General features: G+C 42.2%; 12 protein-coding genes. 8 read left to right on the top strand and 4 right to left on the bottom strand.

Annotated features, from left to right (window positions below):
• Nucleotides 1-20: 20 nt before the first annotated feature.
• Both ACW689_RS13525 and ACW689_RS13520 read right to left on the bottom strand, forming a co-directional pair.
• Nucleotides 21-413 carry a hypothetical protein gene (locus tag ACW689_RS13525; protein WP_476292206.1) on the bottom strand — a complete coding sequence of 131 codons (393 nt, stop codon included), beginning with the start codon at nucleotides 411-413 and terminating at the stop codon, nucleotides 21-23.
• Between the two features lie 481 nt (nucleotides 414-894).
• On the bottom strand, nucleotides 895-1323 hold the full coding sequence (locus ACW689_RS13520; protein WP_476292204.1) for an Lrp/AsnC family transcriptional regulator: 429 nt from the start codon (nucleotides 1321-1323) through the stop codon (nucleotides 895-897).
• A 164-nt stretch (nucleotides 1324-1487) separates the two neighbouring features.
• Here ACW689_RS13520 and ACW689_RS13515 point away from each other — a divergent pair, with 164 nt between their 5' ends.
• The 3 genes from ACW689_RS13515 (at nucleotide 1488) to ACW689_RS13505 (ending at nucleotide 4624) form a co-directional block, all read left to right on the top strand.
• Nucleotides 1488-2693, top strand: coding sequence for an aspartate aminotransferase family protein (locus tag ACW689_RS13515; RefSeq protein ID WP_476292202.1), 1206 nt, complete (start codon nucleotides 1488-1490; stop codon nucleotides 2691-2693).
• A 41-nt stretch (nucleotides 2694-2734) separates the two neighbouring features.
• Entirely contained in the window at nucleotides 2735-3754 is a 1020-nt protein-coding gene (gene astA / locus ACW689_RS13510; RefSeq protein WP_476292200.1) for an arginine N-succinyltransferase, read from the top strand.
• A 66-nt stretch (nucleotides 3755-3820) separates the two neighbouring features.
• Nucleotides 3821-4624, top strand: a complete 804-nt coding sequence (locus ACW689_RS13505; RefSeq protein ID WP_476292198.1) for a 2-oxoadipate dioxygenase/decarboxylase family protein — start codon at nucleotides 3821-3823, stop codon at nucleotides 4622-4624.
• A gap of 81 nt (nucleotides 4625-4705) precedes the next feature.
• Here the strand turns inward: ACW689_RS13505 and ACW689_RS13500 are convergent, their stop codons facing one another.
• On the bottom strand, nucleotides 4706-7564 hold the full coding sequence (locus ACW689_RS13500; RefSeq protein WP_476292196.1) for a TonB-dependent receptor plug domain-containing protein: 2859 nt from the start codon (nucleotides 7562-7564) through the stop codon (nucleotides 4706-4708).
• Between the two features lie 603 nt (nucleotides 7565-8167).
• On the opposite strand from ACW689_RS13500, the gene ACW689_RS13495 reads away from it, so the two are divergent.
• Nucleotides 8168-9484, top strand: coding sequence for a DUF2252 family protein (locus tag ACW689_RS13495; RefSeq protein ID WP_476292194.1), 1317 nt, complete (start codon nucleotides 8168-8170; stop codon nucleotides 9482-9484).
• Here the strand turns inward: ACW689_RS13495 and ACW689_RS13490 are convergent.
• Nucleotides 9455-10393, bottom strand: a complete 939-nt coding sequence (locus tag ACW689_RS13490) for a ribonuclease Z (RefSeq protein WP_476292192.1) — start codon at nucleotides 10391-10393, stop codon at nucleotides 9455-9457. The genes ACW689_RS13495 and ACW689_RS13490 overlap by 30 nt on opposite strands.
• Nucleotides 10394-10476: 83 nt before the next feature.
• Between ACW689_RS13490 and ACW689_RS13485 the strand changes: the two genes are divergently transcribed.
• The 4 genes from ACW689_RS13485 to ACW689_RS13470 all read left to right on the top strand — a co-directional run bounded on the left by ACW689_RS13485 (nucleotide 10477) and on the right by ACW689_RS13470 (nucleotide 14395).
• Nucleotides 10477-10743, top strand: coding sequence for a DUF3081 family protein (locus ACW689_RS13485; RefSeq protein WP_476292190.1), 267 nt, complete (start codon nucleotides 10477-10479; stop codon nucleotides 10741-10743).
• Between the two features lie 14 nt (nucleotides 10744-10757).
• Nucleotides 10758-11066, top strand: coding sequence for a hypothetical protein (locus tag ACW689_RS13480; protein ID WP_476292188.1), 309 nt, complete (start codon nucleotides 10758-10760; stop codon nucleotides 11064-11066).
• Entirely contained in the window at nucleotides 11059-12525 is a 1467-nt protein-coding gene (locus tag ACW689_RS13475) for a cryptochrome/deoxyribodipyrimidine photo-lyase family protein (RefSeq protein WP_476292186.1), read from the top strand. The genes ACW689_RS13480 and ACW689_RS13475 overlap by 8 nt, the downstream gene beginning before the upstream one ends.
• A 265-nt stretch (nucleotides 12526-12790) precedes the next feature.
• Nucleotides 12791-14395: an AbgT family transporter gene (locus ACW689_RS13470; RefSeq protein ID WP_476292184.1), complete on the top strand. Its 1605-nt coding sequence runs from the start codon at nucleotides 12791-12793 to the stop codon at nucleotides 14393-14395.
• Nucleotides 14396-14477 lie beyond the last annotated feature (82 nt).

Genomic DNA, 14477 nt, shown 5'->3' with positions numbered 1-14477 from the left:
GTCCTTTGTTTAGGCGCTTGTTATAAATCAATTACAGCCAAAGTTGGTTCGTCATCGTACGTAACAACGTCAATGAAATCATCGTCAGATACAATTATAAAATGCCGATACTTACTTTTATCAAGTATTTCTTGTTTTTCGTTGTGGCAAAAGTCAATGAGGTCAGTTTCAAATGCTTCAAATATGAAGCTGTCAGCAAAAATAGGTTTGTTAAATTGACTCTGAAACTTTAACAAATCGCCCTCATCCATAACCCTAAAATACGTTGGTGACCTAAACATCAAAATATAAGATGTATCCAGCTTTCGGTACTCAACCTGAATTTTCAGTAACCCATAGGAATAATTTAAAGAAGCAATAAACCGATTTTGACCGGGATGTTTATCTAACCCCTCCCATAGTTCGAGTTTCACTGGACTATCCTTGATTTATAACAGCGTATTAGCGTGAATTCGCGTTAATGTTCTACCCATTAGCCCTACTACACACCAATTATCAAATTTAATAACTCTAAATATTAACATGTTAACTTCTAATTTACCCTTAAAAAGTCAACAGCCTCCCTAAAATAAAACGAGAATCTACTTAAACGAGAATATGATAATTTACCTAACGAAGTAAAACCTATCTCGAATTAATATGATGGACTAACAATCAAGACCTCAGATGAACAATTGGTACAAAAATTAACGGGGTCTCTCGCTGCAAAATTTAATGCCTTAAATTATACCTGTGCAAAACCACAGTAAATGATTTTTCCAGAGCAAGCCAATTTTTGAAATCTATTCCGGATGACGTAACTGCACCACATAATCAACCAACTCAATACGAACGTGGATCGGAATAAACAAAACGCCACCCCACGTTTCTTGTTTATTTTTATAGACGACCACCCTAACGCTTAAACTTGGTTTCCAAAATCACCGACGAGTTGGTGCGCTCTACCCCTTCCAAATTACCGATGTCATCCAAAATGATGCTGAGTTGCTGCAAACTTTGTGCTTCTACCACCGCTATCATGTCGTATTCGCCGCTAATGGCATAAAGGGCACTAACATTGGGGAGGTGCTTAAGAGCAATATTGGTTTTGGTGGTGAGTTTTTGCTTCACCTTAATAGAAACGTGTGCCTCCACCAGCTCAGATAAATAACTGGCACCAAACTCGACACTGTAGCCTTGTATAACGCCCGATTGCTCCAATTTATGCAGTCTACTTTGGACCGTAGAGCGGGATACATCTAAGCTTCTTGCAAGATCTGAAATACTCGCCCGTGCATTGCTTCGCAGTAGAGAAATGAGCTTTTCGTCTTGTGAATTTATCATTTTGCCAAATACCTTCGTTAATTTGACTTTTATTTTAACCATTTTGCGCAATTTTGCACTGCAAATTTACTTTAATCATCGTGATAATGGAAACAAATGCGCATCCAATAAAATTGTATAAAAAGGATGCATTACAAATTGAAGTAAATTATGAGGAAGTCGTCATGCAAACTAATCGCGAACTGTTCGATGAGGTTATGGTACCTAACTACAATCCATCAGAAGTTATCCCTGTAAAAGGTAAAGGATCACGCGTATGGGATCAAAAGGGTGACGAGTACATTGATTTTGCAGGTGGCATCGCGGTTAATTGTTTAGGTCACTGCCACCCAGCGCTTGTTAACGCGTTAACTGAGCAAGGTCAAAAGTTATGGCACTTATCAAATGTAATGACTAACGAGCCTGCACTACGCCTAGCTAAAAAGATTACCGATGCCACTTTCGCAGACAAAGTTTATTTTGCAAACTCTGGCGCGGAAGCGAATGAAGCAGCACTTAAATTAGCACGTCGTTTTGCGCTTGATAACCATGGCGAAGAAAAAACACAGATCATCGCATTCAACAAGGGCTTCCACGGCCGCACATTCTTTACGGTAACTGTCGGTGGCCAAGCGGCTTACTCAGATGGTTTTGGCCCTAAGCCTGCTGACATCGTACACTGCGACTACAACGACTTAGATGCGTTCGCTGCGTTGATCAGTGACAAAACGTGTGCCGTTATGATGGAACCACTACAAGGTGAAGGCGGTATCATCAGCCCAACTCAAGAATTCGTTCAAGGCGTTCGTGAACTTTGTGACAAGCACAATGCACTATTAATTTTTGACGAAGTACAATCAGGTGTAGGCCGTACTGGTGAGCTATACGCATACCAAGGTTTAGGTGTAACGCCTGATATTCTAAGCACAGCAAAAGCGCTGGGCGGTGGCTTCCCTATCGGTGCGATGATCACCACAACTGACATTGCAAAACACCTTAAAATTGGTACGCACGGCTCGACCTACGGCGGTAACCCGCTAGCATGTGCGGTTGCTGAAGCAGCATTTGACACAGTAAACACACCAGAAGTACTTGAGCAAGTTAAAGTAAAAGAGCAGCTGTTCCGCGATGGCTTAAACGCAATTAACGAGAAGTACAACGTGTTTGCAGAAGTACGTGGTAAAGGTTTGTTACTAGGTGCTGTACTTAACGATAGCTTTAAAGATCGCGCAAGAGACTTCTTAGTAGCTAGCACTAAACATGGCCTAATGACACTTGTTGCTGGTACAAACGTAATTCGTTTCACCCCTTCGCTTGTTATTCCAAACGAAGACATCGCAGCTGGTTTAGCACGTTTTGAACTAGCAGTTGCTGACGTTGTAAACGGCTAATTGGTTTAGGGGGCACTCTGTGCCTCCTAAAGGTTAACTCTATGCAAATACTTAGACCAATTACCAGCAGCGATTTCGCTGCCTTTAAGCAAATTGCCATTGAATCAGGCCATGGCTTTACCTCATTGCCAGTGGATGACGCGCTATTACAAGCCAAGATCGAACGGTCAGAGCAAAGCTTTGCCAAGCAAGTGAATGAGCCGCTAGATGAGGGCTATGTGTTCGTGCTTGAAGATAGCGAAACCGGCGACATCATGGGCACCACAGCCATTGAAGCTGCCGTGGGCATGCAAGTCCCTTTGTATCACTATCATTTAGGCAAGACCGTTCACCATTCTCGTACGCTAAACGTGTATAACACCGTTGATATTTTAAGCATGTGTAACGATTACACGGGCTGTAGTGAAATTTGCACGTTGTTTTTGCGAGAGCCTTTTCGAAAAGGTTTGGCCGGGCGCTTTTTGAGCCGTTCACGTTTTGTGTTTATGGCCGATCATGAAACGCGCTTTAGCGATACCATCATTGCTGAAATGCGCGGTGTCAGCGATAGCCAAGGTAACTCGCCATTTTGGAAATGGTTACAAGAGCACTTTTTCAGCATCGAATTCCCACAAGCCGACCACCTTGTTGGTTTAGGTGACAAGGTCTTCATCAGTGAACTCATGCCAAAATACCCTATTTACGCAAACTTGCTCAGTAAAGATGCTCAGGCGGTGATAGGCAAGGTTCATGAAAAAACCAAACCTGCGCTTAAACTTTTACAAAAAGAAGGTTTTGAACACAGAGGCTATATCGACTTATTTGATGCGGGCCCTACGGTTGAAGCAAAACTGTCTAACATCAGAACCGTACAGCGTTCTGTTGTAGCAAATATACAAATTAAAGACGGCGTAAACTCAAAAGCACGCGCTATTTCAAATCAGAGACTTGAAAACTTTAGAGCTACATTTACCGATAAGTGTTCTTATGATGCACAAAGCAATGTTCTACAAATTGATAGCACAGTTGCAAAAGCGTTGACGCTGAATGAAGGCGATAAAGTAAGAACGTTTACGTTATAAACTTGCTGCGTCGAGCTTAATCGCACCAAGTTAACGCGGATAAACCGCACTATTAAGGAATCCATTATGCACAACAATGTTGATCAACTATTTGACGAACTTTGGAATAACTACCTTTCGGTAACCCCTTCAGCAGTTAAAGTTCATGAGCTGCTTGGTTCAACACAACAAGACGACGTGATCAATGACCACATCGCGCTTCGTACTTTCAACCTTGAAAAAGTAGGCCTAGAAAAGCTAGCAGCTCACTTTAAAGCGGTTGGTTACGAAGAGTGTGGTGAGTACCACTTTGAAGCTAAAAAGCTGTATGCAAAGCACTTTGAGCATTCAGATCCAACAAAACCAAAAGTATTCATCTCTGAGTTATTGGTAGAGAAGTTCTCACCTGAACTTCAAGCAATCGTTAAAGACATGGTTGCACAAATCGACGAAAGCGCGATCACGGCGGATAACTTCCTATATTCAGGCACTCACTGGCAAGTAAGTCATGAAGCATATCAAGCATTGCTAAAAGAAAGCGAATACGCAGCTTGGATGGCCGCATGGGGTTACCGTGCAAACCACTTTACAGTGAGCATTAACTACTTACAAAACTTCACAACGATTGAAGCGGTAAACCAAGCGCTAAAAGATGCTGGTTTTGAGCTAAACAGTTCAGGCGGAGAAATTAAAGGCTCACCAGAGGTGTTACTAGAACAATCTTCAACGCTTGCAGATCACTTCAACGTGCAGTTCAGCGACGGTGAATTTAGCATTCCAAGCTGCTTCTATGAGTTTGCACTGCGTTACAACAAACCGGATGGCGAAATTTACACAGGCTTTGTAGCCGCTTCTGCAGACAAAATTTTTGAAAGTACCAATGCGAGATAACAACGCTTAATCGCGCTTTATCCCAAATAAAAAGGCCAAGTTTGCTATGCGACTTGGCCTTTTGCATATGTTGTTAACTCATTAGAATGAATAATTTACACCAGCATAGTAACTACGGCCAATTGCATCATACATTACGCTACCATTGTCTATCCCTGGTATCGCTTGTGGCTTTTTGTCAGTTAGGTTATTGACCCCAAAATACATTTCCAGATTGTCATCCCAGCTGTAAGCCGCACGCATGTTGGTATAAAGCACCGAGTCAACCTTGTTTATCGCGTAATAATTATCCGCCACTTTATTATCGTACTTCGAGCTACCAAGATATCTAAAGCCTAAATGTAATTGAACATTTTCAATATCATAGGTTACATTCAAATTGCCTTTCACTTTAGGACGATTACGTGTATCAACGCGAGAATTAAACTTGGTTAAATCTTCCGCGTCATAATAGTCTTTGTTTTCTTCCATCAAAGATGCCACAAGGTTGAACTTGAGTTCACCAGCTTCTGCCATATCCAGCCCATAATGCGCTTCTAGGTCATAGCCTGCAGCTTCAAGACGGGCAATATTCAAAGTTTCGGCCACAATTTTGGTATAGTTACCATCTTCACCACGACTGATCGCTTGGCAGTACTGGTTATCAATGGACGATGAGTCAACACAGCGCGACAATATCGAATTGGTAGACACGGTTGCGATAGCGTCTTCAATCTCAATTTTCCAGTAGTCTATCCCCACGGAGAAATTGTCAATTGATTCCGGTGTAAAAACAAAACCGTAGGTGAAAGTCGTAGACTCTTCTGGTTTTAAGTTTCTATTACCCGCTTTAAATACGGGCTGTGAAGCACCATCAGCAAGCGAGTTGAAGTTCTCTGGTACACCCCGTGCCGCACAGTTTTTGACTCGGTTTGCTCTAATAGCTGCATCTTTAGGGCTGTTTATACGGTCAATATCACATGGGTCTTCCACATGTTCAGGGCTGCTTGACTCAGGAGAAAATAGCTCATTAATATTAGGTGCTCGTACTGCCAATCCATGAGATGCTCTGATCCTAAGTGATGGATTAACAGTCCAGTCTAAGCCTAATTTATAAGCGGTATGTTCGCCTACACTGCTGTAATCTGACAGGCGAAAAGCGGTTTCTAAAACTAAGTCATTAACCAAGTAAACATCACTTATTAATGGTACATAAAGTTCCCCATACACTTCTGTCACATCATACTCACCCTCAACAGAATTCAGAGGTGCATTCCAAACCGCATTTGTCACTCTCGCTGTGCGTAAGATCTCATCTGGATGCGCTTCGCTTGTTTCTTCACGATATTCCGCACCAACTGCAAACAACATGTCGCCATAAGGTAAGCTATATAAGCTGCCATCAATTGATGCAGATAAAACGGTTTGCGTAATTTTACTCTTGGTACCCGTTTCTTGCATAACAAAGCCAACCGCTTCCATAGAAGCCGCATTTAAACCAAACGGGTTAAGCGGTGCACAGCCATTGCTGGAGTCACGACAGACAATCTCACCGCCTTCATTACGCACAGCATCCAATGCTTGAACATACTTGTCCGTTACCCTATCTAAGCGACGATCATCTTGCTCACTGCTGCCATACTGGGCGTAAAAATTATAACTAATATCGTCATTTACCTCGCCGCTTCCACCAAACACAAACTGAGCAAGCTCTAACGTGTTGTTATTAGGAAGTTTTCCTAAATCAGCATGCGCTTTGCGAATAAACAACTGCTCAATACCTTGCGCCACCATAACCTCATGCACCGACTGAGGAATGTATGGGTTATCTAATTTAGCAATTGCAAACGGGCCAAAGTAACCATCGCTGATAGCGGGCTGTGAAGTGGTTTGCGCCTTTGTTTTTGAATACTTAGCATCAAAGAAAACACTATGTGAATCGTTGAGTGCATAATTAATTGAGGTCGTTGCAAGCACTCGTTCTGACGGTTGGCTTATCATGCCATACTCATGAATTGAGAAGCCCTTACCACCCACACACTTAATACCAAAACACAAACCAGTGTCAAAAGGAGTTACATTACCATTTTCGTCGATGTTGATGACTCCGAGTTCACCAATTGGGCCAAAGCCCGGATCTGCAGCCACGATCCCTTCAGCGCTTAAAGGGAGAAAACGAAGGTCTTCAACAATCTTTTGTTCATAAGGAGGCGGATTGTTTGGGTCAAACTCTGGGTCTCTTGGATCATTTGCATTAACCCAAGACAAACCCTTCGACGCAAAATCTCTGTCCATTTGACGCACTTCTTTACGGTCGTTGTACTCAAATGTAAACGCTGCATTCCCTTTACCACTATTAAAATCAAGACCGTGCACAATACTAAATACTGAATTCTCATCATCGCCTTGTGCGGACTCACCATATTGCACATTTACCTGAGTGCCCACATAGTCTTTTTTCATAATGAAGTTAATTACACCAGATACCGCATCTGCCCCATACACAGCAGAGGCAGCTCCAGTGATAACTTCCACTCGCTGAACTAAGTTACTTGGAATACTATTTAAATCAACGGATGAGTCGCCAGGGCTATTGCCAATATGACGGCGACCATTGACCAATACCAAAGTACGGTTTGTACCAAGTCCGCGTAAATCGGCCAATTCAACCCCGACTAATTGACCATTACTTTCGGTGCCTAAACGACCTGAGCCACCAGTGAACGCAGGTAAGTCACGTAAAATATCGCCAACATTAGTGACCCCTGATAACGCTATTTGCGCTGAATCGATGATGGTTGTTGGGGTGGGTGTACCAGCGGTTGAACGCTGAATACGAGAACCCGTAATTTGAATTTTTTCGACTTCATCTACTCCGTCTTGTTCTGCTGCATAGCCTGAGCTACCCGCGAACAGTAATGCCAGACTGACGGCGACCTTACTACGATTGAAATGATTCATATCTTATCCTATCGACTCACTAATTATTATTATTTAGCGTTTTGCTAAGTACGACTCACACCACTTATTTGTAAATATTAAGTTTGCTTAAGTAGTTGCGTATTAGGTATATGAAAAAAGCCGCGCTGTAGTCAATTTATGTACAAACAAGTCTCACGTGAGATTTTGTATTGAGTAATTTACAATAAACATCTTTGGTAAATAATTGGGTACATTCAACTTTATGGATGAGCATGCCCCTATTTTTTATCCATTGACAGCAACGCAATCAATGCGTAATTTGAGTGGTTTAGGTTATGCACAAAGTAAATAAACAAGCCACCCGAAAGTATGAGTCACATATCTGTATTCAAACCAAAACTCACATACTTAAATAAGAATTTTCATTTTTAATCAATAACTAAAGTGCTATTTAAAATAAAAAGTCCCGCTCAGCCAGTTGAGGTACTTTCCTCACCACATTTGTTCAACGGGTTCATTTTTGACCACAAAGTGTAACAAAGACGTCACAAACTTAAGTTAGCGTTGAAGAACATCCGTTTACAACGGCTAGGCGCCAAGGTTTTGAATATACCTAGACGTTTCTATTTATAGGGGAATGCAATGAGAAGAGCAGATCAAATAGAATCTATTTTGAATAACGTTGATGGCGTGCCTGCTGTAGCTAAGTTGCCCAAACATTTAAAAATGGCCAGTAGCCCTTATTTGTTCTTTCGCGGCAGTGCGGCACTTATGTACCATGATTTTAAAAGTAACCATATTGCCCTTCCAGAACAACTATTCACCTTACCTCTAACCAATATTGTTGGAGACTGTCATACCGGCAACTTTGGCTTTATAAGTGAAGAGGGTTCGCACGGTGATACATTGATTTTTGCGCCAAATGATTTTGATGATGCATGTATAGGCCACGCTGTTTGGGACATTTTTAGATTAGTGACGAGCCTATATCTGGCACATGATCACGCTAAAAGAGAGCAAGCTAAAAGTGATGATGTAAAAGTTCGACAAAAGCCATTAGTGGCACAAGAGCAGCTTGACATAGCCGCGAGACAACTAATCAGCAGTTATTTGTCTGCATGTGAGCGTTCGCTTAGCCACGAAATTAATAGTCAATCTGCTTTAACTCACTTTGATAAAGAGCACATACTCCACAAGCGCTGGCAAAAAGCATTACAACGAAAAGCCGGTGGCGCCGCATTTTTGACTAACAGTACGCTGGCAAAAGAATTGGATTTAGCGACTTTCCCATTACGTTTTAAACAAAACCCTGAACGATTTGAGTCTCTTTCCCCTGCGGTGTTTGAAGATATAGTCAGCACGTTTTCTCCCTACGTTGACGATACAATTCTTGATTGCGTGGAGCGCCTGAATGCAGGTACAGGTTCTAATAATATGAAACGTTACTATTTACTTGTCGGCCCTGAGGTGAATAGTGAAACAGAACTAGACTTAAGCCTTTGTCATATCGTTGAGGTTAAACAGCAGCGTACCGCAGCACCACTAGCATTTTATCCAAATTTAAGTCCTGTCAATCAATTAAATGCCGCACACCTGACGGTAAATTGTCAGCGCAAAATGCAGCGCCGCCCTGATCTAGTTTTAGATGATGCGTTTTGGTTAGATAAACACTGGCTCATTCGCTCACGACACCATGCCCGAGTCGGTATCGCCCCCGAAGATATATTACTCGGTAAACGTGCTGCACTGAAAAATGGCTTTACCCAGTTTGCAGATAGCTGTGGCTTTGCCTTAGCATTAACGCATATGCGCGGTGACCGCCGCTCTTTACTGTTCCAACAAGCCTGTTTAGACACCTTGCCAAGCTATGTCAACACCATAATTGCTTCGAGCCGTCAATATGCCGAACAAGTGCAAACGGACTGTAACTTACTCGCTCAAATGCTTGCTGATAGTTAGCGTATCGAAATCTTGGGCTAGGTGTAATTCCCCACTGAAGTGCATTCTAGCTTCCTGTTCTAACTTGTCTAACATATTCGGGCCATGATAGCGCACACTAAAGTGCGTCAATACAAGCCTTGGTATCGCGCATTTTTGGGCGAACTTTGCAACACGTTTTGCGTCAGAATGCCCTGTATGGAGCCCAACTCTATGTAAATCAGCATGAGTGAACGTCGCTTCATGAACCAACATATCTATATCTTCGCAATGTGCTTTGAGTAAGGCTGGCTTTTCGTTATCACCACTGACTATCACTCGCCTAGGTCGCCAACTGGGGTAAGTGTACTTGTTCGTTTTGAGTGTTTTTCCCTGATACTGTGCGTTGAGCCCTTTTTGTAATTGATTATAATGAGGACCACTAGCAATGCCTTGAGCCTGTAAGGCAGCTATTTTCAGTTTATTCGGAATTCCCTTTTCCGTTATTTTAAATGCATAACTGGGTACTCTATGTTTCAGCGCAATAATATCGATAGCACACAACGCAAAGTCGAGTTGGCCTTTCACTGCCTCAATGGCATGCGTGACTAAATCAAAAGGTAAAGTCAAACTTGTCATAGCGCGGGTTGCTGCAACGAAATGAATCACTTTTTGGGGTGCTATCAAATGTACAGGCTCTGTACGCCCACTCATGCTTAGTGCAGCCAACAACCCAGGTAAGCCATAACAATGATCTCCATGACAATGTGTGATGCAGATCACACTGAGCTTATGCACTGATAAGTTACTTTTAAGCAATTGGTGCTGAGTTGCTTCAGCACAGTCCACCAGCACCCACTGTTTTGACGTATCAAAGCTCACTGCCGTAGCTGACATATTTCTTGTGTGACTTGGGCTACCCGATGATGTACCCAAAAATTGAATGTGCATAAAGAAACTAACTTAATAACTTGATTTTGGATGATCTTACCTTAAATCTATAACGTAATACTAAAACCATACAGGGAATAATCATGAAAAATGAACTAGACAGTAAAACCATTTTAAAAGTTTACGAGACGATACAAAAACATGGTGAAGTAACGGAAGAAGGTAAGCTCTATGAAGGTATCTTGGCGTTTTCAGACGTTGACGGATACACCATTTATCTAAAAGGCAGTGGCGTATTAATGCGATTTGGCTTTCACAACACCTACCATTTGGATTATGCGGTTGATAAAAATAAAGAAGACTTTATTAAAAAAGTGGAGTCCATCGGGAAGCATCTAGACGGTGACTAACCGATATATGAACAATGTATTGGCAAAAACCTAAATTAAAAGCTCGCAGAGATGATAATCGCAATCGCGCTTTTATTATTTCTGCACTTGAAGAACTTAAAGCGCATCCTCACAAATTGGCCATTATTAAAAGTAACTGCGCTCAATTTAAACAACAAGCACACCTTAAGCGTGGGCTGCTGCTCGCGATAGAACGCTTCGAATGGGTATTTGATATTGATGACAATGTGGAGCGGATCTGCGAACAAGTATTAGCCGATGACTACATTGGCAACCGGATCCGGCGATACCCTTTGCTTTTTAAGGGAGTTGTCAGTGATTAATTTAGTTTGGCTAAAGCGTGACTTCAGACTTAACGACCACGCTCCTCTTTTTTTCAGTCAACAAAACACTCGGCCAACGCTATTTTTGTATGTGATTGAACCTGAGTATTGGTCCCTAGCTGATACAAGTAAACGTCAATTTCAATTTATCGCTCAAAGTATCCATAGCTTTGCTAATGAGTTGGCTAGGTACAACGGTTTTATATGCATTCGCAGCGGCAGCGTTGTCGATATACTGGAAAAAATACATCAGAAGTATCCGATCCATTCGTTATATTGCCATCAGGAAACGGGTAACGATTGGACTTATAAGCGGGATACTCAGGTATTCAAGTGGTGTAAAGCACAGCACATATCCTCTTTTGAATACCAACAGCAGGCCGTATTTCGCACTAAGCTGAATCGCGACCACTGGCAAGCTAAAGCATCTAAATGGCTTGACTCTTCCACCTACCGTATTCCAAATCGTATTAATTCATTATTAACTCAACATAGTGGTTTATCGTTACTCAACATTTACCCCGGCAACGACAAATTTTCAGCTTTAGAATCCCAACAAGGTGGATTGTATCAAGCTAACAAAACACTAGAGAGCTTTTTCGGTGGCCGGATCAACCAGTATATGTATGGGATTTCAAGCCCCATTAAATCAATAACCGCAAGCTCTCGTCTTAGCCCTTACCTGTGTTACGGTGTACTAAGCCTCAGAGAAGTTATACATCGGGCCTATGCTCTTAAAGTAGATAAAAAGAATTTGTCGGGTTTTATTGCACGGCTGCATTGGCATAGCCACTTTGTGCAAAAACTGGAGTCAGAACCGAGATATGCGTATGAGTCGGTTCATAAATCACTCATCAATATGCGTGCAAGTGAATTTAACGCGCAGAGCTTTATACGTTGGCAGCATGGCCAAACCGGCGTGCCTTTTGTCGACGCATGCATGAGAATGTTGTTAAAAACGGGCTGGATAAATTTCAGAATGCGCGCCATGCTCATGTCATTTGCAAGCTATCACCTATGGCTAGATTGGCCAAAAACGGGGGCATTTTTAGCAAGTACTTTCGTCGATTACGAACCTGGTATCCACTACCCACAAGTCCAAATGCAATCGGGAACGACTGGCATCAATCCATTTAGAATATATAACCCCGTTACTCAGGGTGAAAAATACGATCCAAAAGGTGGGTTTATACGCCACTATATTCCTGAATTAGCCCATGTACCAGACAGCTATATTCATCGGCCTTGGCTTTACGCTGGTCTGAAAACAGATTTATACGACAAACCCAGTCAACTACCGGAAGAAGCTGCAAGCACTGCGAAGTCAAAAATAAAAAGCTTCTATGACAGGCACTTAGATAAAAATGAAACACAACGTGTGATCACGACACATGCCTCTAGGAAACGCCAGCCAAACAGAACGAAATCCGCTTCGAATAACCAGTTGAGTCTGTTTTAAAAACACATTAACTATCACTGTAAAAAGTATTGTGCCTTACGCATTGTCAAAACTCATACAAAACCATTGTAATGATTTGAAAGTTATACTTATTAATTTATATGACAACAGGGTTTTTGGAAGTGCACTGCAATAACAAAAAGCGTGAAAATGTAGATAATCGGTAAATTTCGTCTTATTAATACGTTTAATCGCCGATTCACTGTGAAAATAACGTCATAAAATGATAGATTACGGGGATTTTGTGATTTAGAGATTGTTCGTGATGTCAAATGCTGTAGAGACTAACACCAATGAGCAAGCCCAGAATTCTCAGCAAAAAGGCTGGTTTAACCGCTTTTTAGCTACCATAGAATTCTTGGGTAACATGCTTCCACACCCAATAACTTTATTTGCGATGTTCTGTATTGCCATCGTTATTTTTAGCGGCATTGCCGACTGGATGGGATTAAGTGCGATTGATCCTCGGCCTGAAGGTGCTAAAGGACGTGCGCCAGATGGCGTTATTGAAGTTGTAAGTTTGCTCAGCGCCGAAGGTTTGCAAAAAATTGTGACTGGTTTGGTGACCAACTTCACAGGCTTCGCGCCTCTAGGAACCGTATTAGTCGCCTTACTTGGCGTAAGTGTTGCTGAACATTCCGGCATGTTATCTGCCGCAATGCGTGGCATGGTGATGGGCGCGTCAAAACGACTAGTTACTTTTATGGTTGTATTTGCCGCCATTTTGTCAAATACCGCGTCAGAACTCGGCTACGTTGTTTTGATCCCATTAGCCGCAATGATATTTCACAGTTTGGGGCGCCACCCGTTAGCAGGTCTTGCTGCGGCATTTGCCGGCGTTTCCGGCGGGTACAGTGCTAACTTACTGCTCGGCACCATAGATCCTCTGCTTGCAGGTATTACGACCCCAGCGGCGCAAATGATTGATCCTACATATCAAGTTGGTCCAGAAGCCAACTGGTATTTCATGATGATCTCTGTATTTCTTATCGCTATTGTTGGTACTTGGGTCACTGAGAAAATCGTTGAACCTCGTCTTGGTATGTATGATCCGAAAGAAGCCAGCGTCGACCTCGGTGAAAATAATATCGAGCACTTATCTGAAAAAGAAAAATCAGGGTTAAAATGGGCTGGCGTAGCATTACTGGTTGTATCTGCACTACTTGCACTGACCATTGTGCCAGAGAACGGTATTTTGCGTCACCCTGAAACAGGCTTAGTCGCCGGCTCTCCATTTTTAAAGGGGATTGTCGTATTTATTTTTGTGACTTTTGCGATTCCAGGCTTTGTGTACGGACGCGTTGTTGGCACAATGAAAAATGACAAAGATGTCATTAACGCGATGAGTAAGTCAATGAGTTCTATGGGCATGTATATTGTGCTCGTGTTTTTCGCAGCACAATTTGTTGCTTTCTTCAAATGGACAAACTTAGGCACTATTTTAGCGATTAATGGCGCTGCATTACTACAAGCGCTTAACCTTACAGGCCCAGAAGTATTTGTGCTGTTCATATTAATGTGTGCCATTGTAAACTTAAGTCTTGGCTCTTCTTCTGCTCAATGGGCAGTAACCGCACCTATCTTTGTACCGATGCTCATGTTGGTCGGCTATGCGCCTGAAACAATTCAAGCGGCATACCGAATTGGTGATTCCGTCACCAACTTAATCACGCCCATGATGAGTTATTTTGGTTTGATCCTTGCTGTTGCAACAAAATATAAGAAAGATATGGGTATCGGAACTTTAGTTGCAACCATGTTGCCTTACAGCATGTTCTTCTTTATCGGTTGGGTTGCCCTATTTTATATTTGGGTGTTTGGTTTTGGCATGCCAGTCGGGCCTAACTCACCAATTTATTACACACCTTAATAGCTCAATAAAAACGCCAGCTTTAGCTGGCGTTTTTATTGCATGTATTTAATAAAGGTACCAATTCAAGTAAGATGTTGAC

It is taken from the genome of Pseudoalteromonas sp. ABE4_541 (assembly GCF_056312285.1).
Note: the sequence above shows the minus strand (reverse complement) of the source record. Positions and strands in the feature narration are given on the sequence as shown.

Coding starts and splice junctions, on each gene's coding strand:
- ACW689_RS13505 (WP_476292198.1), top strand. CDS start 3,821: ATGCACAACAATGTTGATCAACTATTTGACGAACTTTGGAATAACTAC.
- ACW689_RS13520 (WP_476292204.1), bottom strand. CDS start 1,323: ATGATAAATTCACAAGACGAAAAGCTCATTTCTCTACTGCGAAGCAAT.
- astA (WP_476292200.1), top strand. CDS start 2,735: ATGCAAATACTTAGACCAATTACCAGCAGCGATTTCGCTGCCTTTAAG.
- ACW689_RS13470 (WP_476292184.1), top strand. CDS start 12,791: ATGTCAAATGCTGTAGAGACTAACACCAATGAGCAAGCCCAGAATTCT.
- ACW689_RS13485 (WP_476292190.1), top strand. CDS start 10,477: ATGAAAAATGAACTAGACAGTAAAACCATTTTAAAAGTTTACGAGACG.
- ACW689_RS13480 (WP_476292188.1), top strand. CDS start 10,758: ATGTATTGGCAAAAACCTAAATTAAAAGCTCGCAGAGATGATAATCGC.
- ACW689_RS13495 (WP_476292194.1), top strand. CDS start 8,168: ATGAGAAGAGCAGATCAAATAGAATCTATTTTGAATAACGTTGATGGC.
- ACW689_RS13515 (WP_476292202.1), top strand. CDS start 1,488: ATGCAAACTAATCGCGAACTGTTCGATGAGGTTATGGTACCTAACTAC.
- ACW689_RS13490 (WP_476292192.1), bottom strand. CDS start 10,393: ATGCACATTCAATTTTTGGGTACATCATCGGGTAGCCCAAGTCACACA.
- ACW689_RS13500 (WP_476292196.1), bottom strand. CDS start 7,564: ATGAATCATTTCAATCGTAGTAAGGTCGCCGTCAGTCTGGCATTACTG.